Source organism: Candidatus Poriferisocius sp. (assembly GCF_965208475.1).
Classification (GTDB): domain Bacteria; phylum Actinomycetota; class Acidimicrobiia; order Acidimicrobiales; family Bin134; genus Poriferisocius.
Genome location: NZ_OZ242338.1, coordinates 3,770,923 through 3,792,808 on the forward strand (window position 1 = coordinate 3,770,923; position 21,886 = coordinate 3,792,808).

Annotated in this window: 20 protein-coding genes; 16 read left to right on the top strand and 4 right to left on the bottom strand. The window is 65.1% G+C overall.

Annotated features, from left to right (window positions below):
• The first annotated feature begins 53 nt into the window (after positions 1 to 53).
• Both ACOGXA_RS17680 and ACOGXA_RS17685 read left to right on the top strand, forming a co-directional pair.
• Positions 54 to 1,502, top strand: coding sequence for a hypothetical protein (locus ACOGXA_RS17680; protein WP_419925155.1), 1,449 nt, complete (start codon positions 54 to 56; stop codon positions 1,500 to 1,502).
• 3 nt (positions 1,503 to 1,505) lie between these two features.
• Entirely contained in the window at positions 1,506 to 3,977 is a 2,472-nt protein-coding gene (locus ACOGXA_RS17685; protein WP_419925156.1) for a glycoside hydrolase family 3 N-terminal domain-containing protein, read from the top strand.
• 34 nt (positions 3,978 to 4,011) lie between these two features.
• Here ACOGXA_RS17685 and ACOGXA_RS17690 read toward each other — a convergent pair whose 3' ends face one another.
• The gene (locus ACOGXA_RS17690; RefSeq protein ID WP_419925157.1) at positions 4,012 to 4,830 is read right to left on the bottom strand and encodes a phytanoyl-CoA dioxygenase family protein; all 819 of its coding nucleotides are present in this window, start codon (positions 4,828 to 4,830) and stop codon (positions 4,012 to 4,014) included.
• A 122-nt stretch (positions 4,831 to 4,952) separates the two neighbouring features.
• Between ACOGXA_RS17690 and ACOGXA_RS17695 the strand changes: the two genes are divergently transcribed.
• Genes ACOGXA_RS17695 through ACOGXA_RS17715 form a run of 5 tightly spaced genes read left to right on the top strand, consistent with a single transcriptional unit; the run spans position 4,953 to position 10,403 of the window.
• On the top strand, positions 4,953 to 5,951 hold the full coding sequence (locus ACOGXA_RS17695) for a Gfo/Idh/MocA family protein (protein ID WP_419925158.1): 999 nt from the start codon (positions 4,953 to 4,955) through the stop codon (positions 5,949 to 5,951).
• Positions 5,951 to 6,919, top strand: a complete 969-nt coding sequence (locus tag ACOGXA_RS17700; RefSeq protein ID WP_419925159.1) for an aldo/keto reductase — start codon at positions 5,951 to 5,953, stop codon at positions 6,917 to 6,919. Before ACOGXA_RS17695 ends, ACOGXA_RS17700 begins: the two co-directional genes overlap by 1 nt.
• Positions 6,920 to 6,935: 16 nt before the next feature.
• The gene (locus ACOGXA_RS17705) at positions 6,936 to 7,913 is read left to right on the top strand and encodes an adenosine kinase (protein WP_419925160.1); all 978 of its coding nucleotides are present in this window, start codon (positions 6,936 to 6,938) and stop codon (positions 7,911 to 7,913) included.
• Between the two features lie 40 nt (positions 7,914 to 7,953).
• Positions 7,954 to 8,763: a purine-nucleoside phosphorylase gene (locus tag ACOGXA_RS17710; RefSeq protein ID WP_419925161.1), complete on the top strand. Its 810-nt coding sequence runs from the start codon at positions 7,954 to 7,956 to the stop codon at positions 8,761 to 8,763.
• On the top strand, positions 8,760 to 10,403 hold the full coding sequence (locus ACOGXA_RS17715; protein WP_419925162.1) for a phospho-sugar mutase: 1,644 nt from the start codon (positions 8,760 to 8,762) through the stop codon (positions 10,401 to 10,403). Before ACOGXA_RS17710 ends, ACOGXA_RS17715 begins: the two co-directional genes overlap by 4 nt.
• On the opposite strand, the gene ACOGXA_RS17720 is transcribed toward ACOGXA_RS17715, so the two are convergent.
• Positions 10,398 to 11,330, bottom strand: a complete 933-nt coding sequence (locus ACOGXA_RS17720; protein ID WP_419925163.1) for an aldo/keto reductase — start codon at positions 11,328 to 11,330, stop codon at positions 10,398 to 10,400. The two genes, ACOGXA_RS17715 and ACOGXA_RS17720, sit on opposite strands and share 6 nt — an antisense overlap.
• Before the next feature lie 11 nt (positions 11,331 to 11,341).
• On the bottom strand, positions 11,342 to 12,346 hold the full coding sequence (locus tag ACOGXA_RS17725; RefSeq protein WP_419925164.1) for a hypothetical protein: 1,005 nt from the start codon (positions 12,344 to 12,346) through the stop codon (positions 11,342 to 11,344).
• A gap of 86 nt (positions 12,347 to 12,432) precedes the next feature.
• Between ACOGXA_RS17725 and ACOGXA_RS17730 the strand changes: the two genes are divergently transcribed.
• The 8 genes from ACOGXA_RS17730 to ACOGXA_RS17765 all read left to right on the top strand — a co-directional run bounded on the left by ACOGXA_RS17730 (position 12,433) and on the right by ACOGXA_RS17765 (position 19,361).
• A complete protein-coding gene (locus ACOGXA_RS17730; protein ID WP_419925165.1) occupies positions 12,433 to 12,819 on the top strand; it encodes a hypothetical protein in 387 nt (128 codons plus the stop codon).
• 79 nt (positions 12,820 to 12,898) lie between these two features.
• Positions 12,899 to 14,119: an amidohydrolase family protein gene (locus ACOGXA_RS17735; RefSeq protein WP_419925166.1), complete on the top strand. Its 1,221-nt coding sequence runs from the start codon at positions 12,899 to 12,901 to the stop codon at positions 14,117 to 14,119.
• Between the two features lie 47 nt (positions 14,120 to 14,166).
• Positions 14,167 to 15,576: an amidohydrolase family protein gene (locus ACOGXA_RS17740; RefSeq protein ID WP_419925167.1), complete on the top strand. Its 1,410-nt coding sequence runs from the start codon at positions 14,167 to 14,169 to the stop codon at positions 15,574 to 15,576.
• Positions 15,566 to 16,150: a superoxide dismutase gene (locus ACOGXA_RS17745; RefSeq protein WP_419925168.1), complete on the top strand. Its 585-nt coding sequence runs from the start codon at positions 15,566 to 15,568 to the stop codon at positions 16,148 to 16,150. The genes ACOGXA_RS17740 and ACOGXA_RS17745 overlap by 11 nt, the downstream gene beginning before the upstream one ends.
• A gap of 39 nt (positions 16,151 to 16,189) precedes the next feature.
• Complete coding sequence (locus ACOGXA_RS17750) at positions 16,190 to 17,425, top strand: cytochrome P450 (protein ID WP_419925169.1); 1,236 nt, start codon at positions 16,190 to 16,192, stop codon at positions 17,423 to 17,425.
• Positions 17,425 to 18,654 carry an amidohydrolase family protein gene (locus tag ACOGXA_RS17755; RefSeq protein ID WP_419925170.1) on the top strand — a complete coding sequence of 410 codons (1,230 nt, stop codon included), beginning with the start codon at positions 17,425 to 17,427 and terminating at the stop codon, positions 18,652 to 18,654. The genes ACOGXA_RS17750 and ACOGXA_RS17755 overlap by 1 nt, the downstream gene beginning before the upstream one ends.
• 20 nt (positions 18,655 to 18,674) lie before the next feature.
• Positions 18,675 to 18,989, top strand: coding sequence for a hypothetical protein (locus ACOGXA_RS17760; protein ID WP_419925171.1), 315 nt, complete (start codon positions 18,675 to 18,677; stop codon positions 18,987 to 18,989).
• 105 nt (positions 18,990 to 19,094) lie between these two features.
• Positions 19,095 to 19,361: a hypothetical protein gene (locus ACOGXA_RS17765; protein WP_419925172.1), complete on the top strand. Its 267-nt coding sequence runs from the start codon at positions 19,095 to 19,097 to the stop codon at positions 19,359 to 19,361.
• Between the two features lie 758 nt (positions 19,362 to 20,119).
• Here the strand turns inward: ACOGXA_RS17765 and ACOGXA_RS17770 are convergent.
• A complete protein-coding gene (locus ACOGXA_RS17770) occupies positions 20,120 to 21,079 on the bottom strand; it encodes a transglycosylase family protein (RefSeq protein WP_419925173.1) in 960 nt (319 codons plus the stop codon).
• On the opposite strand from ACOGXA_RS17770, the gene ACOGXA_RS17775 reads away from it, so the two are divergent.
• Positions 21,078 to 21,677 (top strand): hypothetical protein, encoded by a 600-nt coding sequence (locus ACOGXA_RS17775; RefSeq protein ID WP_419925174.1) that lies wholly within the window; start codon positions 21,078 to 21,080, stop codon positions 21,675 to 21,677. The two genes, ACOGXA_RS17770 and ACOGXA_RS17775, sit on opposite strands and share 2 nt — an antisense overlap.
• The last annotated feature ends 209 nt before the right edge of the window (positions 21,678 to 21,886 follow it).

The window sequence follows — 21,886 nt, forward strand, 5'->3', positions numbered from 1 at the left end:
CCCAACCTAATGTGAAAGCGTGAAGGGCCAGACCTTCACGAAGGATCAGAACAATGCGCTTGCGATTCATGGGGATCCTCACCGTCCTGCTCTTGTTGGCCGCGGCGTGCAGCGGCGGAGACTCTGAACCTGCCTCAGACGGCGGTGCTCAGGAACCTGAGACTCAGCCGGAAGAGGCTGCGCCTGAGACCGCGCCCCCACCAACAGAAGCTCCTGAGCCCGCGGATGAGTCGGAAGAGCCGGCCACTGAAGATGCTCCGTCGGCGACTGAGGTCCCTGAACCCGCAGAAGAACCCCAGGAGGCCCCAGAGCCCACGGAGGACCCCGAAGAGCCTGAGCCCATCGTGCTGACCGACTCATTTCGGGGGGTCACCGCCGAGGCGATCAAGATCGGGGTTGTGATCATCGACGTAGAAATATTCGGCCGTGACAACGGGGATGTGGAGGCCAAGTGGCAGGCAGTTATCGACGATGTCAATGCCAACGGAGGCGTCCTCGGCCGTCGCCTCGACCCGGTAATCGTGCGGTACTCGCCCCTCGGTGACGCCGAGACCGAGGCCGCTTGCGTGGAGCTGACCCAAGACGAGCAGGTATTTGCCGCCACGGGGCCTCTGCTGACCAACTTGACGTGCTTCACCGACGTGAACGACACGATCTTCATCAACACCTTCGGAGTCAGCCAGGAGGAGTTCGACCGATCGAAGGCTGTTGCCGTCGGACCGGGGGCACTTCCCGCTCGAAGCGCCGCCATCAGCGTCGAGGCGCTTATTGCCGCCGGGGCCCTTGACGGCCCGGTTGGCGTACACGCCGCCGCCGACACAGGTAGCGAGCGCGACCACTATGTCGACGCGCTGATGGCCGCCGGAGTCGATGTGGTCTCCGAGACTGCCTCGACCGTTGGAGGAGGAGACGTCGCCGCCTCGGAGGCGGAGATGCAGGCGTTCGCCCAGCGCTGGCGGGCAGATGGGGCTGAGATCATCCTCGCGGTGGGAATTGGATCAGGCCTCAATGTGATTGCCGGCCTTGACCGGAGCCCCTTCCGCCCCGCAGTCGTGCTCACTAATTCGAGCGATCTCGATCCTCAGCTCTATCGCGATCTGGGTTACACGACCGACGCCCTTGAAGGCGCAGTGGCCATTGGCTCCCTGGGATTCGAGGATCTCGCCCAGGCTGGTGAGCCGAGCGTTGTGGCTTGCATCGAGCGCTTCGAGGCGGCGTCAGGAGAGATCGTCAACATCAGCCCCGAAGGTGACGAGCCCGTCAATCTGAACACCACAATCTGGGCGTGCCAGGGGGTCGAGATCTTCTCCCAGATCGCCATCGCAGCCGGACCTGATCTCACCAATGACTCGTTCCGGGCGGCCGCCGAGGGAGGTCTCAGCCTCAAAGTGACGGCCAATTCTTCGGCGTCTATTTCAGCCGGCAAGTTCGATATCAGCGACGGGTCCCCGATTCTTCTTGCCTTCGATCCCGCAGCCGACGACTTCGTCTCCATGGGCTGATCAATGCCCGACCCGCGGCACGGCATGGACGGCCACGACCCTAGCGCCCACCACCGCGACGCTGGCCTGCCCATTGCCGAGCGGGTGGCCGATCTGATGGCGCGGATGACGCTTGAGGAGAAGGCCGCTCAAGTGGTAGGCGTGTTTCCCGCAGTGTTCATGGGGCCAAATGGGCCCGACCTCGACAAGTTGAGCCAGATGATTCCCCATGGGGTGGGCCACATCTGCATGGGCGGGGGTCTCGCCCGACAGCCCCATGACCTGGCCGTGGCCCTAAATGCGATCCAAGAGTGGTTGCGGGACAATACCCGGCTCGGGATTCCGGCCATGGTCCACAACGAGGCCCTGTGCGGCCTGGCCCAAGAATCCGCCACCGCCTTCCCCACCGCTATCGGCCTGGCGGCCACCTTTCAGCCGCAGCTCATCGAGCAGATGGCCGTGGTGGCCGGCCGAGAGGCTCGATCGGTTGGCATCAATCACGTGCTTTCGCCGGTGCTGGACGTTAACCGGGACGCCCGCTGGGGTCGAGTACACGAGACCTACGGCGAAGACCCCTTCTTGTGTACCGCAATGGGCATCGCCTTCGTCCGCGGCATGCAGACCGACGATCTTGGCTCGGGAACCATCGCCACCGGCAAGCACTTCCTCGGTTATTCCTACACCGAGGGGGCTCTCAACCAGACAGCCAGCCCTATCGGGCCGCGTGCGGTGTACGAGGTGTACGCCCTGCCCTTCGAGGGGGCCATCCGCGAAGCCGGGCTGGCGTCGGTGATGAACTCGTACTCCGAGATCGACGGGGTGCCGGTGGCCGCATCTCCGGAGATCCTCACCGACCTGCTTCGCGAAAAGCTCGGGTTCCAAGGCAGCGTGGTGGCCGACTACTCGGCAGTGGCCCGGCTCTGCCAGCCCCACGCCGTGGCTGGCACTGTTGCTGAAGCCGGAGTATTGGCCCTGTCTGCCGGGCTCGACATCGAGCTGCCCACGGGAATCTGCTACTCCTCGCTGCCCGATTCGATCCGAAACGGCGAACTCGACGAATCAGTCCTAGACCTGGCGGTTGAGCGAGCCCTCACCCAGCGCTTCCAGGTTGGACTCATGGACTCCCCGACCGTGGATCCCGACCGGGCTTCGGCGGCGTTCACCCAGCCGGAGGCGCTGGAGTTGGCCCGAGGCATCACCGACGCGTCGATTGTCCTGCTAGAGAATGACGGCACCCTTCCACTGGGTTCCGATGTCGGATCGGTGGCAGTGATCGGGCCGATGGCCGACACCCTGCGGGGCCTGTTCGCCGCGTACACCCCGTCCGCAGGCGCCGAGCTCGGCCTGGCTCTTTCTCAAGGCCTCGGGGGGTCGATGGCCGGTGTCTTCGGGGGTGGCGATGATGCCGAAGACCCCGCGGACGAGTCGTCTCCCGATCCAACTCTGGACGCGGTCGCCAAGGTCTTCCACAGCACCGGCTCCATCATCGATTCGGTCGAGCTGGATCGGGCGATCGGGGGTATGTACCCCGAGATGGGAACCATTGCCGACGCCATTGCCCAATACGCCCCGGTCACGAGCGTGAAGGGCTGTGGCTGGACCAGTCTCGATGAGGACGGAATCGACGAGGCGGTAGCAGCAGCCCGAGCCGCCGACGTTGTGGTGCTGGCTGTGGGGGAGAAGACCGGCTGGGTGGGCGACGCCACTGGAGGAGAGGGCCGCGATCGCAAGACGCTTGAGCTTCCCGGTGCGCAGCCCCAACTGGTGCGACGGGTGATCGATACCGGGGTGCCCACAGTTGCGGTGGTGGTAAGCGGCCGGCCCCTCGACATCGCTGGAGACCTCGCCGGTGCCAAGGCCATCCTCCAGGTTTGGCACCCCGGCTCTGAGGGGCCCGAGGCAATTGGCGCCGCCCTGTTCGGCGAGCGGAACCCCGGGGGCAAGCTTCCCGTTTCTTTTCCCGCTGGTGTGGGCGCATCGCCGACGTATCACGGTCACAAGCACGGCAGCGGCTCCTCATCCGACCGGGCCTACGTGGACGGGCCAAGCACTCCGGTCTGGGCATTCGGCCACGGCCGTTCCTACACCACCTTCGAGATCAGCGATCTCACCCTGTCTCAGCCGAGCGTCCCCGCCGGAGAGGTGGTTGTGGTCGGCTGTGGCGTGAAGAACACCGGCGACCGTGCCGGAGACGAGGTGGTGCAGCTCTACGTGAGAGATGTGGTGGGGTCGGTTACACGTCCCGTCCGCCAGTTGGCCGGCTTCCACCGGGTGTCGCTAGAACCCGGAGAGAGCAGTCGAGTGGAGTTCGACTTCGACACCAGCCAGCTCGCTTTTCTCGACCGCAGCTTCGAATTGGTGGTCGAGGAGGGCGACGTCGAGGTGATGGTGGGGCGGTCCTCCGAAGATCTCCCCTTGAGGGCCGGCCTCAAGCTGACCGGCAGCCTCCGGCTCGACCACCGGACTTCGTTCACCACCCCATCACGGGCGGTCTAGCGAAAATAGCCAGCTAGGGGCAGGTCGGCCCCGATCAGCGGGTTTGGCCTTCGACCCCTACTTGATCGAGGACTGTGCCGCTGTCGTTGTGGCTGTGGGTGAAGCCGAGTTGGCGCTCGATGGCCACGGTGTCCTCTGAGCGGAAGGCGATGACATAGGCCCGGCGGAAACCGGCGGTGGAGTTGCCGCCCGAGCCGTGCATGACCCGCTCGTTGTGTACGGTCACGTCGCCTCGGGCAATCGGCACGGGGACCGGCTCGTCGCCTTCGAGGAGGTCGGTGCCCAAGGCGTGGGAGTCGCCCCGGTCGCCGTACTGGGGGGTGTGGGGCCGCAGCTCCGGCTCCCGGTTGGTGGCGGGCACGAAGCGCATGCATCCGTTGGCGATGGTGGAGTTGTCGATGGCCATCCAGAACGTGGCCGTGCGGGTGTCGGGTGTGTCGGGCCAGTAGGCCATGTCCTGGTGCCAGGCGAACACGGCGTCTTCCTTGTACGGCTGCTTGGCTAGAAGTTGGTCGTAGTCGATGGCCATCCCGTCGCCGCACAGTTGCCGGGCCGCCGAAGCCGCCCGCCGCTCGAAGATGTTGCCCTGCCAGGCTGGGAAGTAGCGCCGGGGGAGCATGATGTTGATGATCGAGAAGTCGTCGGGGGCTCGGCCGTAGTCGCCGGCCATGTCGCAGTAGTCCTTGCCTGGCACCTCGATCTCTCGGCGCAGGAACCGGTTGTAGGTGCCTTCTAGCTCACTGATTTCCTCGGCAGCCAGCAGCCCTTGCAGATGCACGTAGCCGCACTCCGCGAAGTGAGCCTTCTCCTCCGGGGATACCCGGTACTCGTCACCGTCGATTCGATTGCTCATAGGACTGGTTCCTTGATGCGGATTCGACATGGGCACAGTAGTGGAAGGCGGCCTGGCTCCGTAATGCCCACAATGGGAAGGGCCAAGTAGCCTCGGGCCGCGCCAAGTCGCAGGATGCGAGTGTGGGAGACGCAGACGAAATTCGATTCGGCATGGTTGGACACGGCCACATCTCCGGGCAGTTCTTGGCCGCCATGGAGGTTGTGGAGGGTGCCCATGTGGGTGCGGTGGCGGGGAGGAACGCCGAGCGGGCCAAGGCGTTCGCCCAAGCACAGGGCATTGCTACGGGATATGGGTCGGTGGGCGAGATGCTCCAAGCCGAACAGCTCGACGCGGTGTATGTCTGCACCCCACACCCGTCTCATGAGGAGGCGGCCGCGGCCTGCATCGATGCCGGAGTGGCGGTGCTGGTGGAAAAGCCCATCGCCCCCAATCTGGCGGGGGCGACCCGAATTGTGGAGGCGGCGAGGTATGCCGGGGTTTTTGCCATGGAGGCGATGTGGACCCGGTTTCTACCCATTTATGGGGTGGTGCGCCGCTGGGTTGACGAGGGCCGCGTCGGCGATGTGAGGCTGGTGACGGCATCGTTCGGTTTTGCCGCTCCGGTGATGCCGGAGCACCGGTTGTTCGACCCCGAACAAGCGGGGGGAAGCCTGCTCGACGTGGGGGTGTACCCGTTGACCATCGCCCATTGGCTCTACGGTTCCCATCCCGTCGAATACGGGGCTTTTGCCCTAGTGGGGGAGACCAGCGTGGACGAGATCGTGTCCATTGCTGCTGCATATCCGGGCGGCGGGCTGGCCCAGTTGGGCTGCGCCACGGTGGCCACCCTCGAATCCAGCGCAGTGATTGCCGGTACTGAGGGGTCGATCGAGGTCCCCGTGTTTTGGGCCGCGGATCGGGCCATCCTGCGAGCAGGCGAGCATGAGGAGATCGAGACGATGCCGCATCGGGCCAACGGGTTCGAATATGAGATAGAAGAGGTGGTGGGCTGCGTGCGCGCAGGGCGCACCGAGAGCGAGAGTATGCCGCTTAGCCTGTCGCTGGAGATGGCTGGGCTTTGCGATGAGATCCGGGCACGTCTCGGTGTGGCGTATCCCTTTGAAGAGGGCAGCGACTGATGCAGTACGTCGAACTTCCTGGGGTGCAAACTCCCATGAGCCGGGTAGTGCAGGGGGCGATCAGCCTGTTCGCCCTTGACGACCCGTCCCGCTTTGCTCTGCTCGATGCCGCGTTGGGCGCGGGGATCAATGCGTTCGACACCGCGGTCAACTACGCCACCCCCGACGACAGCGTGGACGCCATTCTGGGCCGGTGGATCCGTCATCGGGGCGGGCGGGAGGGCATCGTCATCTCGGCCAAGGGCTGCCATCCAGAACTCCCCGATTGGGTACCTCGGGTGAATCCCGACGCCATCGTCGAGGACATCGGCAGGTCGCGACAGCAGATCGGCGTCGATCATCTCGACCTGTGGCTGTTCCACCGCGACGACCCCTCTGCTGAGATCGGCAGTCTCGCTGAGGCGGTCAACGCCGCCATCGACCGGGGCCACATCGGGGCGTGGGGGGTGTCCAACTGGTCGACTAGCCGCGTTGAGGCGGCTGTGGAGTACGCCGACGCCCACGACTTGAGGAGACCGGTGGCCAACAGCGCCCACTGGAGCCTCGTCGACCAGCTTGATGAGCCGTGGGACGATGTGGTCACCCTCACCGGCCCCAACCGGGCCTACGACCGGGCGTGGCATCGAGAGCAAGAGGTGGCGGTAGTGGCGTGGTCGCCGCTGGCCGGGGGTTTTCTGAGCGAGCGGACTACCCGGCAGGAGCTTGAGGCCGCCACCGAGGGCCATTTGGCCGACACCGCCCGGTGCTACCTCAACGAGGCCAACTGGGCTCGGCGGGAGCGGGCCGCCGAGGTGGGCCGGCGACTCGGCCTGAGCCTCAGCCAGGTGGCGCTGGCCTGGGCGCTGCACGCCGACTTCAGCCCCTCGGTCATCGTGGCCAACGCCACCAACGACGAAGTGGCCGAGAACGTTGCCGCTGAGCGCGCAGCTTTGTCTGACGCTGATCGCGATTACATTTTCTCCGGCTAGCGGTTGAGGAGGTTGCGTGGGCGAGTTGGACGTGGTGGGCATCGGCAACGCCATCGTCGATGTGATCAGCACCGAAGAGCACGACTTCATTGAGGCCCACAGCCTGGCCAAAGGGGCCATGACGCTGATCGACGCCGATCGAGCCGAGGAGCTGTACGCCGCCATGGCGCCGGCCATAGAGACGTCGGGGGGCTCGGCGGCCAACACGGTGGCCGGGGTGGCTTCGTTCGGCGGGCAGGTGGGGTACATCGGCAAGGTGCGCGACGACCAGCTCGGAGAGGTGTTCGCCCACGATATTCGAGCCTTGGGGGTTCGCTTCGAGGTGGCCCCGGCCACCGACGGGCCGCCCACCGCCCGGTGCCTCATCGTCGTGACCCCCGATGCGGCTCGCACCATGAACACGTTCTTGGGGGCCAGCACCGAGCTGCACCCCGACGACATCGACCCTGATCTGGTGGGCGCGGCTCGAGTGCTCTACTGCGAGGGCTACATCTGGGATGTGGGCATCACCAAAGAGGCCATCCGCAAGGCCATCTCGATCTGCTCGACCGCCGGGGGGACGATCTCGTTCACCCTGTCGGACAGCTTCTGCGTGGAGCGCCACCACCAGGAGTGGCTCGATCTGGTGGACGGCCCCATCGACCTGCTCTTCGGCAACGAGCATGAGATATGCACCCTCTACGAGACCGGCGACGACTTCGAAGCCGCAGTGGCCGCCGTGCAGGGCCGGTGCAAGGTGGCCGCCCTGACCCGGGGGGAGGCCGGATCGGTTGTGGTCACCCCCACCGAGATCATCGAGGTTCCGGCTGCGCCCACGGCCGAGGTGATGGATACCACCGGGGCGGGGGACTTGTACGCCTCGGGGTTCCTCAACGGCTGGACCAGGGGGATGGATTTGGCCCAGTGCGGACGGCTGGGTTCATTGGCCGCCACCGAGACCATCAGCCAGTTTGGCGCCCGCCCCTCGGGGTCGCTGGCCCGTCTGACGAACTAGCAGGGTAGGAAGTGTCGCCAAGGCCACCTACCATCGGGACATGAATCCATTCGAACGGGCCGAGAAGGCCGGAGTCGAGCTTGTCGAGCAATTGGGCGGTCGCTTCGACGCCGCGGTGGTGCTGGGCTCGGGCTGGGCTGAGGTGGCCGAAGGGCTGGGCTCGGTAACCGGCGAGGTGGCTGCCGAGACCATCACCGGATTCCATCCGCCTTCGGTTCCCGGCCATGGCGGGACGCTCCGGGCTGTCACGGTGGCGGGACGGCGGGTGCTGGTGATGGCTGGCCGGGTCCACCTCTATGAGGGCCATCCTCCGGCCGACGTGGTCCACGGCGTGCGGGCCGCGGTGGCCGCGGGTTGCACCACTGTGGTGCTCACCAACGCAGCCGGCTGCATGAACCCCGCTTTTGGAGTGGGCCAGCCGGTGCTGATCAGCGACCACATCAACCTCACCGGGCAATCCCCTCTGTTCGGCCCGGCCCCGCCCGAGGGCTACGCCATACGGTTCACCGACCTGACCGATCTGTATTCGTCACGCATCCGAGAGGCGGTGCGCCGAATCGACCCATCGGTGGGCGAAGGGGTGTACGCCGGGCTGGTGGGGCCGCACTTTGAGACCCCGGCGGAGATCACCATGCTGGCCCGCATGGGCGCCGACTTGGTGGGCATGTCCACCGTGTTGGAGGCCATTGCCCTCCGCCATCTGGGGGCCGAGGTGGCCGGGGTGTCGCTGGTAACCAACGCGGCCGCCGGCATGGGCGGCGCGCTCGACCATCAAGAGGTGCTGGACGCCGGCCAAGCCGCCCAGGGCCGGGTGGCCGATGTGCTGAGCACCGTCATCCAAGTGCTGTGAGCATCCAGGCACCCTCGCCGCAGGAGTGGCTGGCTGCCGACCCCGACCCAGTCACCCGGGCTGAGCTGGAGTCGCTCATCAACTCGGGCGACCAAGAGGGTATAGACGAGCGCTTCGGCGACCGCCTGCGGTTCGGCACCGCGGGCATCCGGGGCCCCATGGGGGCGGGCCCCAACCGCATGAACCGGGTTGTAGTCCGCCAGTTCGCCGCTGCGCTGGCCGAATGGCTCAATTTTCGCGGCGGGGTAGTGATCGCCCACGACGCCCGCCAGAACTCCGACATTTTCGCCGCCGACATCGCCGAGGTTCTGGCCGGGGCTGGCTGCTGGCCCGTGACGCTGCACCCCAACTCACCCACCCCCGTCCTGGCCTTCGCGGTCGCCCAGCTCACGTGCGCGGCGGGTGTAATGGTCACCGCCAGTCACAATCCTGTTGGTGACAACGGTCTCAAGCTGTACCTAGCTGATGGCGCCCAAGTGATCCCACCCCACGATCAGGCCATCGAAGCAGCCATGGCCGCCCAGCCGCTGCCCCCCTGCGACCTGCCCGATCGGGGACCCGACCCAGAGTGGCCGCAGAAGGTCTCCGTTGAAGTGGAATACATGGCAGCCATCTTGGCCAATGTGCCCCGGCTCAACTCCTTCCACCCGCTGGCATACACCCCTCTCCAAGGCGTGGGGCTGCGATATGTGAACTTCGCGCTTGCAGAGCTCGAAAATGGCGAGCCGTTCGTAGTGGAAGACGAGGCCGAGCCCGATCCCTTCTTCCGCAACGTTGTCTCGCCAAACCCCGAGGACCACGACACCCTGGCCAAGGTCATCCGGCGGGCAGAACAGATCGACACCCCGCTGGCGCTGGCCAACGACCCCGACGCCGACCGGCTGGCTGCCGCGGTGTGGGCCTACGAGAACGAGTGGCGCGTATTGACCGGCGACGAGATCGGAGCGCTGCTTTGCGACTGGATTCTGGGGTTGAGGGTCGAGTCAGGCGGCGACGAGCGGGTGGTGGCCAGCAGCATCGTCTCGGGCCGGCTGGTCGGCCGCATCGCCGAGGCCCGGGGCGCTACCCATGTGGAGACACTGACCGGCTTCAAATGGATCGCCCGGGCAGCCGACAGCCTCCAGCCCCGGCCCGGTCACCTGCCCTGGAGGTTCGTGTTCGGTTACGAAGAGGCGTTGGGCTTCGCCTGCAACAACAGGGTGAGGGACAAAGACGGCATCAGCGCAGCGGTCCATTTCACGATGATGTGCAGATGGCTGGCCTACGAGTACGGACGCACTCCAATCGAGCGGTTAGCCGAGTTGATGGACGAGTTCGGCCTCCATCGCACCGATCAGGTCAGCATGAAACTAGACGGTCGCACCGGCTCAGAGGTGATGAGCGCGATCCGGGAGAGGCTGCCCCACCGGTTTGGCAGCGTCGAAATCATGGAGACAACCGACTATCGAGACGGGGTCGGCGGGCTGCACCCGGCCGATGTGCTCCGTTTCGACCTGGCCGGCGGCAGCCGAGTTTCCCTGCGCCCCAGCGGCACGGAGCCCCTTATCAAGGGCTACATCGAGGTTGTCGGCGACATCGCATTCCCCGACCCGCTCCTTGCGTTGAGCGAAGCGACCCGAGAGCTGATACTGAACTTATGAAGCCAACGCGGCGACCTCGGACCGCTGGTCGGAGGTCATAGACCAAGAGGCCGCTGCCACGTTGGAGGCCACCTGAGATGGCTTGGTGGCACCGCATATAACGGTGGCCACCGCCGGGTTGGACACCAGCCAACCGATGGCCAGTTCCAAGATGTTGCGGCCCTGGCTGCTGGCGTAGTCGGTGAGGCGGTCTACCGCGGCCAGGTTGTCCTCGCTCAAGAACATGTCCCGCATCTCGCCCTTCCACATGGAAAGGCGCGTCCCTTCGGGAGGCGTCAGCCCGGAGTACTTGCCGGTGAGCAGTCCGGACTCCAGGGGGAAGTAGGGAACAACCGTCATATCGGTGCGCGAACAGGCGTCGATCACGCCCTCGTCTTCCACGCTCCGGGTCAGCACCGAATAGTGGTTTTGCACGCTGGAGTAGTTGCCCGCCCCGGTTTCCGAGGCGGCGTCAGCCGCTTCGTCGATCTGCTCCGCGCTGAAGTTGGAGCAGCCGATCTCCAACACCTTGCCCTCGTCCACCAACTCCTGAAGCGCGCCCAAGGTCTCAGCCTGAGGCGTGGCTGGGTCGGGCATGTGTAGTTGGTAATGGTCGATGCGGTCGGTGTTCAGCCGGGACAGGCTGGCCTCTGCGGCTTGGCGAATCCAGGCGGGGTCGCCGCCCCGCTGTCCTTCGGGCAACGCGCCGGGGTGGCCGAACTTGGTGCCGATGACCACTTTGTCTCGCCGTCCGCCGAGCGCCGCGCCGAGGAATTCCTCGGATTTCCCACGGCCATACAGGTCGGCGGTGTCGAAGTAGTTGATCCCGGCGTCGATGGCGGCGTCCACCACCGTCTGGGTGGCGTCGGCGTCGATGGTCATGCCGAAGTTGTTGCACCCCAGTCCGATAGCCGAAACCGACAAGTTTCCAATGCTGCGCATCTCCATGCGCTTGGACACTACAAGGGATGGCGATGAGCGGCCTGCTCGTACACGTCGGGGGCGAGTTCGCCCTGGGGGCGTCCGGAGCGGACCGCGGCCACCTCGTCCACGGCCACGGTGGCGCTCCTCAAACAGCAGGCGATTCCGACTGTGGGATAGTCGCCGGTGGCGATCACCACATGGCCATAACGGTCGGCGATCCCAAATGAATCGGCGAAGCTCGGCTCGAACAAGGCCGGAGGCCGGGGACGATCGATCCATAACAGCCCTATCTCCACCGCGTCGAGGCGATAGGCCGATGGAGAGCCGACAGAGGCCAGATGGGCTCGGATGGCGTCGGTCTCGCTCCTCGGCCCTTCGATTCCCGCCAGGCGTCCGCCCTCGATGGTAAAAGTCACCGGCGAGCGGGCGTACCAGCCCATCGGCAGCCAGATGTCGCCAGGGGACATCACCATCGTGCCGTTGGCGGTTCCAGCCGCCGGGGCCGTTCCGATCATTCCCCGGGGCCACTCGGCCACCATGCCGGGGGCGGAGGCCAGCCCGTCGTGCTTCCACCGGCGAGCGCCCTTCAGGCCGATTCGCAGATCGGTGCCTCGGCTGTCGCTCACATGCAGTTCCTGTCCGGCTGCCAGCAGGTCCAAGCCCCGTTTCACCCGCCGGCTCAGGCCCACATGAGGTACCACGCCCCGCAAGTCGCCGGTGGTGGGGGCGACCACCGACAGCATCCGGGCATTGGAGAAGACAAGGGACTCCGCCGTGCCCGAGTAGCCGTTGAGGAGGTTGACGACGATTTCAGGCGTTGTCAGATCGGGGTCCGCTCCGCTCCGATGCAGATCGTCGATAGAGATTGTCCTCGGAATGGCGCCGATCTGCTCGAGCGCATGGACCGATGTGTTCACGAGAGCGTGGTCGGTGGCATCGTCGGCCAACACCGTCGCAGGGCGCCCCGGGGTGGCCCGGCACAACTCCAGTTGGCGGGCCAGCACTTCTACTGCCCGTCGATCTATTGCTTCTGAATTCATTCCTGCACCTATCTACAGTGGGCGAGCACAGCGGTGCAACCGGGGTATCCGTTAATTCTGTCGTTGGTGGAAGTAATTTCTCTTCCATGTCGGCAAAGTTCTGTGCGCGCGTTTCGTGCGGCGAACCTGCTTCGGCGCTTCTGTTGATCAACGCCCGAGAGTTGGCGGCCCATCTGGTGGACCTCGGGGAGGAGACCGGTGTTGTCGGCGTGCCCTTGTGCCGGGGCCATTCCGATGCGGTCATCGTGCCCGTGGGATGGACTCAGACGGATTCACGGTCCCCGGTTGAGGAGGCCGATTTCGAGCCCGAACTGATTCTGATCGACGAAGACCCCTCCGAACCGCCGGGACAAACCGGTGCTCACCGGCTTCCCGAAATGGAAGAGGCCGATGAGGACGACATGGACGAGGCTGCGGTGGGCGAGATCCCCCCGCTGCTCAGCCGGGCATTTCGGGCGGCCGGGCTGGACTGATTCAGCCTGTCGACGCCACGAGCGCAGAAAACGGAGACTGAAGAGGCCGGGAAATTGCACCGGTCACTAGGCTTTGGCCATGACCATTGTCGATATCCACGAGAAGCCCAGTGATCTGCTGCTTCCCGACCCAGATCCCCAGCGCATCCGCTACACGCTGATTTCGGTTGACGACCACCTGGTGGAACCCCCGTGGCTGTTCGAGGGGCGGGTGCCGGCCCGCTTTGCCGATCGGGCACCCAAGGTGGTCGAGCGCGGCGATGGCGGCCAGCATTGGGAGTTTGATGGAGAGGTGTACGCCCAACTCGGCCTGAACGCCCTGGTCGGGCGGGCCGACCGCAATGACTTCACCATGGAGCCGGCCCGCTTTTCCGACATGCGCCGGGGTTCCTGGGACATCAAGGCCCGCATCGGTGACATGGACTTGGGGGGCATCTGGGCGTCGATCTGCTTTCCCAGCCAGATAACCGGGTTCTGCGGCCGGGTTTATTCCGACTGCTCCGATCCCGACTTGGGCTTGGCCGTCACCCGAGCGTTCAACGACTGGATTCATGAGGAGTGGTGGGGCTCATACCCCGAGCGGATCATCCCCATGGGCATCACCTGGCTCAAGGACGCCGACCTGGCCGCCGCGGAGATCCGCCGCAACGCCGAACGGGGTTTCGTGGCCGTCACCTTGCCCGAGATACCCCACAACATCGGCCTGCCGTCCATCCACAGCGAATGGTGGGACCCGGTGTGGCGGGCGTGCGAGGAGACCGACACCGTGATCTGTTTGCATGTGGCATCGTCGGGCCACGTCATGCCCACCGACCCCGGCGGGCCGCCCATAGGCGTGGGGGCCACCATGTTCCAGATGCATGCCTACGCCGCGGCGGCCGACTGGGTGTGGTCGGGCATTCCAGTGCGCTATCCCGACATCAAGGTGGCCATGTCGGAGGGGGGCTGCGGCTGGGTGCCCATCATGTACGACCGGCTCAAGCACCAGATCGAGATCTCCGGCCACGGGCGGTCACTGTGGCCGGGCGGCACCGACATCGGCCCCCACGAGGTGCTGATGCGGAACTTCTACTACTGCACCATCAACGACCCGTCGTCCATCGACGCGGTGATCTCGCTCAACTTGGACCACACCATGGTGGAGACCGACTATCCCCACGCCGACTCCACCTGGCCCGGCTGCCAGGACACCCTGGAGTCGAAGCTGGGCCACCTGAGCGACGACGTGATCCGCAAGCTCACCCACGAGAACGCGGCTCGCCTCTTTCGCCACCCGCTGCCCGACGTCCGACTCCCCTAACCCAGACTCGCCAGCGGCTCGCTGCTCGACGCGACGGGGGAACTGAGGTGAGCCGTTTCGGGCACCCGGTCATCGATGCCGATGGCCATGTTCTGGAGATCACCGCGGCCCAACAGCCCCACCTGGAGCGGGTGCTGGGCGCCGACCTCTATGGGCGGTATCTGTCGGAGGGCCTGCCCATGCGCAACGCGCAGAAGGCCAGAAGCCTCGACGAGCGCCGCCGGACCCGCTCGCCGCAGGGGGCTTGGTGGGGGACCCACACCGCCAACGTGTTGGACCGGGCTACCGCCATGCTCCCCGCCCTGCTCTATGAGCGGTTGCCCGAAGTGGGCATCGACTACACGGTGCTGTACCCCACCAACACCCTCACTAGCTGCGCGGTGGACGACGCCGACTATCGAACCGGCCTGTGCCGGGCGTTCAACGAATTCTCGGCCGATGTCTACAACCCCTATGCCGACCGAATGGCCATGGCCGGGATCATTCCCGCCCACACCCCCGATGAGGCCATCGCCGAACTCGAGCACTGTGCTGCCCTGGGCTTGAAGGTGGTGGTGTTCGCCGAAGGGGTCATGCGCCCCATCGACGACCCCGACCACGAGACCCGGTCGGGCTGGCTGTGGCCCGACCAGCGCCACTGGTTCGACTGCTACGGCTTGGACTCGGCCTATGACTACGACCCGGTGTGGCGCCGCTGCACGGAGCTCGGCTTCGCGGCAACGTTCCACGGCGGGCTGGCCTTTCGCCCCGGCATCCACAATTACGTGTCGAGCTACACCGCCAACCACATCGGCCAGTTCCAGGCCCTCATGTACGAGCTGTGCAAGGCCCTGTTCTTGGGCGGGGTCACCCGGCGAAACCCCGGGCTGCCGTTCGTGTTCTTGGAGTGCGGCGTGTCGTGGGGCACGCAGTTGCTGTGCGACATCATCGAGCATTGGGAGAAGCGAAGCTGGGACGCCATCCAGCGCAACTTCGACCCCGCATTGCTTGATCTAGACGAGCTGGGCGAGTATTTCGAGCGCTACGGCGAGGACTTCCGGGCCATTTTGGGCGACGATCTGGCCTCCTACGCCCACGGAATGCCCATCCACGGGGGCACGCCAGAAGAGCCCGACGAGTGGACAAGGCTGGAAGTGGAATCAGACGAGGAGGTCGCCGAGTCGTTCGCGTCGTCGCTGTACTTCGGCTGTGAGGCCGACGACCGAGGCGTGAATGTGGCCTTCGGTCCGGCCAACCCCTGCGGGGTGAGGCTAAATGCCGTGTTCTCCTCCGATATCGGGCACTGGGACGTGACCGAAATCGGATCGATCATGGACGAAGCCCACGGCCTGGTGGAAGAGGGCCTGATCACTGCGGATGACTTCCGGGCCTTTGTGTTCGAAAATCCGTTTCGGATGTATACGGCTATCAATCCCGAATTCTTTGCCGGTACCGTGATAGCCAGTTATGGCGTTTGAGCTTCCTCCCCTTCCATACAGCCAGAGCGCGCTCGAACCCTACGTGAGCGCCGAGACCATGAGCTACCACTATGGGCGCCACCACGCCGGGTATGTGGCCAACCTGAACCGCCTGACCTCGGGTGCCCAATGGGAGGGTGCCGAGCTGGAAAAGGTGATCCTGGGCGCCGAGGGTTCGATCTTCAACAATGCAGCCCAGATCTGGAACCACACCTTCTACTGGCAGTCGATGAGTCCCGATGGGGGCGGCACCCCATCGGGCCCCGTGCGCGCAGCCATAGACCAGTCATTCGGATCGTTCGACGAGTTCCGACGCCAGTTCGCCGACGCGGCCGTGGGGCTGTTCGGCTCGGGCTGGACTTGGTTGGTGGCCGATGACCGCGGGCTCGACATCATGCAGACGGCCAACGCCGATCTGCCCCTGCTTCACGAACGCAATGCACTGCTGGTGGTGGATGTGTGGGAGCACGCCTACTACCTCGACTATCAGAATGCCCGGGCCGCCTACGTGGAGGCGTTCTTGGACCACCTGATCAACTGGGAGTTCGCGGCTGAGAACCTCGCTGCTGGTTGAGGGGACTAAGCCGAGCACGTCCCACTAGCATCGCCGCTTATGGCGACTGCTGAGGTGACCCAACCCGTTGACTTATTGGACGGGTACATGTACGCCCACGATCCTTATCCGGCCTATGCCTGGCTGCGGGAGAACGACCCGGTTTATTGGGACGCCAAGAACGAAATCTGGGGGATATCCCGCCACGCCGACCTATTGGAGGTGGAGAAGAACACCGACCTCTACAGCTCGGCCTCCGGCAGCCGCCCCAAGATCGAGATGTCGGACTCCATGATCAACATGGACGACCCAGACCACCAGCGCCAGCGGATGCTGGTGGCCCGGGAGTTCACCCCCCGGGCGGTGCGCAGGCAGGAGGACAAGATTCGGGCCGTGGTGACCGAGCTCATTGATCGAGTTGCGACCCGCGGCTGGTGCGATGTGGTGTACGACCTGGCTGCGCCGCTGCCGGCGTACATGATCGGCGAGCGGCTGGGCTACCCCTCAGAGCTGTGGTCCAGGGTGATGCACTGGTCGGAGGCCACCATGCAGGGAGGCGGCGGACCGGCCTACCACACCGTTCAGGGAGAACGGGCCATTGAGGAGTGGGGGATGATCACCTACGAGCTGATCCAGAAGCGCAAGGCCGACCCCCAAGACGACCTCATCTCCATGTGGGCCCACAAGGAGCTGGACGGCAAGCCGCTGAGCGACGAGGACATCATGCACGAAGTGCTCTTGGTGCTCGACGGCGGGGCTGAGACCACCCGCACGGTGATCGGCACCACGAGTCTGGCGCTCATGGAGAATCCCGACCAGCGCCAGATCCTCATCGACGAGCCCGAGGTGGTCGGCGAGACGGCGGTGGAGGAGTTCATCCGCTATGTGTCTCCCATCTTGAACATGCGCCGCACGGTGACAACCACCCACGAGCTGAAGGGCAAGACCCTCAACGAGGGCGATCAGGTGCTGTTGATGTACGCCTCGGCCAATCGCGACCCCGACGCCTTTGAGAATCCCGACGCACTGAATGTGCGCCGCGACGCCCGCCACCACGTGTCTTTCGGCTTCGGCACCCACTTCTGCCTGGGAGCGTCTTTGGCCCGACTGGAGCTGAAGGTCATGTTCGAAGAGATCACACGGCGGCTGCCCGACATGAGGCTGGAGCCCTTCTACGAGCCCAGCTTCCGCCCCGGCGCTTTCACCCGAGGTCTTGAGGGCCTGAATGTGGAGTTCACCGCTAGCGAGCCCGAGGGCGACGGCGCATTGGGCATGTTCCCGATCACGGTGCAGTGATGGCTGCGTCGGCGTCGGTGTCGGCCATCGAGATCCCGCCCATCATCTCGGTGGACGACCACGTCATCGAGCCGCCCCACGTGTGGCAGTCGCGGCTGCCATCCCGCTTCACCGACATCGGCCCCCGTGTGGTGACCGCCCCGTGCGAGATCTCATACACCGGGGGCGTGTTCGCGTGGACCGAGGGCGAAGGTCGGCCCACCTCGTTTTGGTACTACGAGGATCTCCACTATCCGATGGTCCGCACCCACTCTGCGGTGGCCTTCCCCCGCGACGAGCTCCAGATGGTGGGCATCACCTTCGAGGAGATGCAGCCCGGCGCCTGGCAGGTGGAGCCCCGGATATCCGACATGGACATCGGCCACGTGGATGCATCGCTGTGCTTCCCGTCGTTTCCCCGGTTCTGCGGGCAGGCTTTCGCCGAGGCCTCCGATATGGACCTGGCCCTTCTGTGCGTTCAGGCCTACAACGACTGGATGGTGGAGGAGTGGTGCGGTACCTCCGGGGGGCGGCTGATCCCGCTATGCCTCATCCCGCTGTGGGATGTGCATCTGGCCGCGGCCGAGGTCCGACGCAACGCCGAGCGGGGCGTGCGGGCGGTTTGCTTCTCGGAGATCCCGCCCAATCTGGGCCTGCCGTCGATCCACTCCGGCTACTGGGATCCATTCTTCGCCGCATGCGAGGAGACGGGCACTGTGGTGTGCATGCACATCGGGTCGTCCTCCAAGATGGTGTCCACCTCGGCCGACGCCCCCGGCGCGGTGGGCTCCGCGCTGGTCCACTCCAACGCCACCTACTCGCTGGTGGACTTTCTGATGTCGGGGGTGTTCGTGCGTTTCGGCGGCCTCAAGGTGGCCTACTCGGAGGGGCAGATGGGCTGGCTGCCCTACATCTTGGACCGGGTGGACGTGGTGTGGAAGGAGAACGCCGCCTGGGGCGGGGTGGCCGACACGGTGCCCGAGCCGCCGTCCACCTACTTCCGGGACCACGTGTTCGTGTGCTTCTTCGACGACAAGGTGGGGCTGGCCAACATCGACGCCATCGGCCTGGAGACCATCACCACCGAGACCGACTACCCCCATTCCGACTCCACCTGGCCGCACTCCAAAGAGCTGCTGGCCTCGCAGATGGCTCATCTGACCCAGCCCGAGGTGGATGCCATCTGCCGGGACAACGCCATCCGGATGCTGGGCCTAGATCTCCCCACCGCCGCTGAGCTGCGGGGCTGAGCGAGGTTGGCGTCACACCGGTGGCCGCTGTGAGCCCGGAGTTCAGCGAACAAGGTGGCGATTTGCCGCCCGCGGTGAGCCCGAAGTTCGAGGAGCTGGCCGCCGATCTGGGCCGGCGCATCATCGACGCAGGGCTGCGGGGGCTGGTGTTGCGATTCGGCGACGAGACCCGAATAGTCGGGGTGGCCGACCGGATGCCCCCGGCGGCCACGCTCGAAGCGCCATTCGACGAACTGCACGTCGTTTTGCGGGGGAGCCGCACCGCTGATGACCTGCGGGCCCTGCGCTGGATCGGCAACCCCGAGCCCTATATCGGCCTGCTGGCGGCGACCTGAGCGGAGTCCTGCCCGCTCAGCTCTCCCAGCCCCCTGCTGGGATTGTTTATCGCGTTCGCAACAAGCTGTCGTCGGTTGTACAACTCGGTGTGCCACAATTCGGCTGTGGCAGTTATCGGTGTCTTGCGCCGCTTGGAAGTGGAATTCGAGAAGAGGCGCGATGCCATGCTCGTGACCGATGCTGGTCGTTGGGCGCTCCTGGTTCAGCCGGAGGACGGCCGACGTCGCCCAGAGCTTGTGGGCTGTTTTGAGACCGAGCACGAAGCCTGCGCATTTGGCTACAAGAGTCGGGTGGGACGGCATTTCTTGGTCAAATTAATTTCACAGGAAGATCCTGTGGTCTGCATTCCCTGGGCGGTCCCGGCTGATTAGCGGTGACGAGACCGGCTTTGCCCGTATATCAGGAATCATTGGATCAAGAGGCCCAGTTGTCGACGTAGAGATTGGGCTGCTTCCGGGCGAGATAGAGCGGCGCCGATTTGATGGGCGGATGGTGCTCCCACCCGAGAGAACCAAGGGAATCATCGACACAGGCTCCGTCACGACGTGTCTCAGGCTGAGCACTGCTGAACGGCTGTTGCTTGAGCCAGTGCGAGAGGCGATGCTGCAAACCGCTTCGGGAGAACGCCTTAGCTCGGTGTATCCGCTCACGTTGACAGTCGGCTGGCGACAGGATAGGCCACCAGACCCAATTCCGGTCACTGCATACACAGCCGATATCGTTGGAGCTGATGTCCTGATCGGCCTAGATGTCTTGCGTCAGGGCAGATTCACACTTGATGGCACGACACATCGATTCGACTTGTACCTGCCACGAAGCTAGGTGTCGTCCAAGCGTGGAACATGATGCGCCATGTCCACCGGCCCCTCGATGCCGGAGGAGGCCACCCCCCTCGTTGCGCAGAAGTAGGCGGGCCAGGGGCACCCAGTGGTGGGGCATCCGGGCACCGGCGAGCCGCAAAGCAGCACCGGCCCGTGCGCTCGCTCTCACCGCTGAGTCTGACAGCTTGTATGTGCTTTGCGAAGACGCTTAAGTGCTGTTAACGAGGAAACTCATATGCATCTCGCGAGTATCAGAATTTGTCTTTGGTCGAGTTGGGTGCGCCCGATTGGCCCTGAGCCTGAGGCTGCTACCGGAAAGCCGCGGTGCAGGCGGGCCATGGCCGCCATCCCGATTCTTCGTAGAGGGCGTAGGCCATGCGGTGCTGGTCGGCGGGTGTGGCATCACGGGGGTCCACCCCGTTGAGGCGTGGATAGTTGCGCTGGGCTACCCCGTTCCAGGTGTCTTGGTGGAACTGGAATGCGCCCAAATACGGCCCGGCAGAGTTGTAGGCGCGGTAGTTGCCGTTTGACTCGCACTGGCGAAGCTGGTCCCACTGGGCCTGGGTGGTGCCCGCGGGGATCGCGGGTAAGTCGGTTGAATCCCCAGATGTGTCGTCGTCAGGCGGCAGCGACGGGTCGCAGGATGGCCACGGTGCCCACCCCCGCTCTCCGTGGAGGGCGTAGGCCATGCGGTCTTGGTCGGCGGGGGCGGCGTCGCTGGGGTTCACCCCCTCCAGATGGGGATAGTGGCGGCGGGCCAGGTCGTCCCAGCTGGTTTGCCTGAATTCGTAGACACCTAAATTGACTCCGTTGGGGTTGGAGTATTGGTAGTTGCCGTTCGCATTGCACTGCCGGAGTTGCTCCCACTGCTGCTCGGTGGTGCCCGCGGGGATTGCTGCCTTATCGGCTTGTTTGTCGGGAGTTGGAGTAGGAGTGGGGGTGGGCGTTGGTGTCGGGGTGGGCGTTGGTGCAGGCGTTGGGGTGGGGGCGGGCGTGGCAGTCGGGCTTGGGGTGGGTCCTGCTGGTTTGGGGCAGCCGTTGGGAACCAGTTGGGTGTCGATCTCGAACCGGCACCGATAGTCGTTCAGCAGAGCTTCCTGGGCTGTTATCAGGGTCTGTTGTTCGGCGATGAGGGCATGCTGGCGGGCGATCAGCGCATCGCGCGCGTCGGGATTTTGACCACCTGCCGAAGAGCCAACCGCGCCAAGGGCAAGCAAGGCCGCGGCGGCTAGCAGAGCGGGTCGGTGCCAGCGTCCATTTCTGGTCATGATCCTGGTCCTCCTGTGGTCGTGCAAGTATCTGTTGATGCCCGTTGCTGGCCAAGATGACGTTAGCTTCCGACAATGCCGAGCGGGCGCATGGCGTCGTCTCAGTGTGCCCGCGGCGGCGGCTCTGCTGTGGGCAGGACTGGTTTCCTGCGGCGGGGGAAGCCAGTCGACTCTGGAAGTCTCCACACCGGTGCCGGCCGCTTTGCCCACGGTTGCGGCTGAGGTGCCAAGTCCGGCCGCTTCGCCGACGATGCCGCCCGCGACGCCGTTGCCCGCTGAGGTCTCAACCGAACCGCCAGAGCCTCCTAGCCGGCCCGATGTGGCGGTTGTGGCCACGGTTGGCACCGCGGAGATGGTGTTCCACCAAGACGTGACCTGCGAGTTCGGCGACGACGACTACGGCCGGGTGGAGGCCACTGGTGAAACCGGCGCCGAGTTCCTGTTCGTCTTGGACGGAACCGCGTCCCGGATCTTGATAGCCGATGAGCTGTCCGAAGACATCGAGGCCCCGATGACCTATGTGGAGAGCCAAGCCGACGGCACCCTGTACGTGGAAGCCGCCCCACCCGACATGACCATCACCATCTCCTGCCCCTAACCCCGCCAGCGCCTCCCCAGCCGGACCAAGGCGACCCCTCGTGTGACTGGCACAGACTGGCGCTAGCCCCAGTGGTCGTCCTGATACCCCATCATGTCGTCGCCGTGAAGTTGTTTCGTAGCGTTGCCGATGCGAACCCAAAACTCGGAAGGTTGTCCTCCTCCCTCGACAGCCTTGGCGAAGACCGGCTTCGCACATGCTCCATTCTT

Coding starts and splice junctions, on each gene's coding strand:
- ACOGXA_RS17680 (WP_419925155.1), top strand. CDS start 54: ATGCGCTTGCGATTCATGGGGATCCTCACCGTCCTGCTCTTGTTGGCC.
- ACOGXA_RS17685 (WP_419925156.1), top strand. CDS start 1,506: ATGCCCGACCCGCGGCACGGCATGGACGGCCACGACCCTAGCGCCCAC.
- ACOGXA_RS17690 (WP_419925157.1), bottom strand. CDS start 4,830: ATGAGCAATCGAATCGACGGTGACGAGTACCGGGTATCCCCGGAGGAG.
- ACOGXA_RS17700 (WP_419925159.1), top strand. CDS start 5,951: ATGCAGTACGTCGAACTTCCTGGGGTGCAAACTCCCATGAGCCGGGTA.
- ACOGXA_RS17710 (WP_419925161.1), top strand. CDS start 7,954: ATGAATCCATTCGAACGGGCCGAGAAGGCCGGAGTCGAGCTTGTCGAG.
- ACOGXA_RS17720 (WP_419925163.1), bottom strand. CDS start 11,330: ATGGAGATGCGCAGCATTGGAAACTTGTCGGTTTCGGCTATCGGACTG.
- ACOGXA_RS17725 (WP_419925164.1), bottom strand. CDS start 12,346: ATGAATTCAGAAGCAATAGATCGACGGGCAGTAGAAGTGCTGGCCCGC.
- ACOGXA_RS17730 (WP_419925165.1), top strand. CDS start 12,433: ATGTCGGCAAAGTTCTGTGCGCGCGTTTCGTGCGGCGAACCTGCTTCG.
- ACOGXA_RS17735 (WP_419925166.1), top strand. CDS start 12,899: ATGACCATTGTCGATATCCACGAGAAGCCCAGTGATCTGCTGCTTCCC.
- ACOGXA_RS17745 (WP_419925168.1), top strand. CDS start 15,566: ATGGCGTTTGAGCTTCCTCCCCTTCCATACAGCCAGAGCGCGCTCGAA.
- ACOGXA_RS17750 (WP_419925169.1), top strand. CDS start 16,190: ATGGCGACTGCTGAGGTGACCCAACCCGTTGACTTATTGGACGGGTAC.
- ACOGXA_RS17755 (WP_419925170.1), top strand. CDS start 17,425: ATGGCTGCGTCGGCGTCGGTGTCGGCCATCGAGATCCCGCCCATCATC.
- ACOGXA_RS17775 (WP_419925174.1), top strand. CDS start 21,078: ATGATCCTGGTCCTCCTGTGGTCGTGCAAGTATCTGTTGATGCCCGTT.
- ACOGXA_RS17770 (WP_419925173.1), bottom strand. CDS start 21,079: ATGACCAGAAATGGACGCTGGCACCGACCCGCTCTGCTAGCCGCCGCG.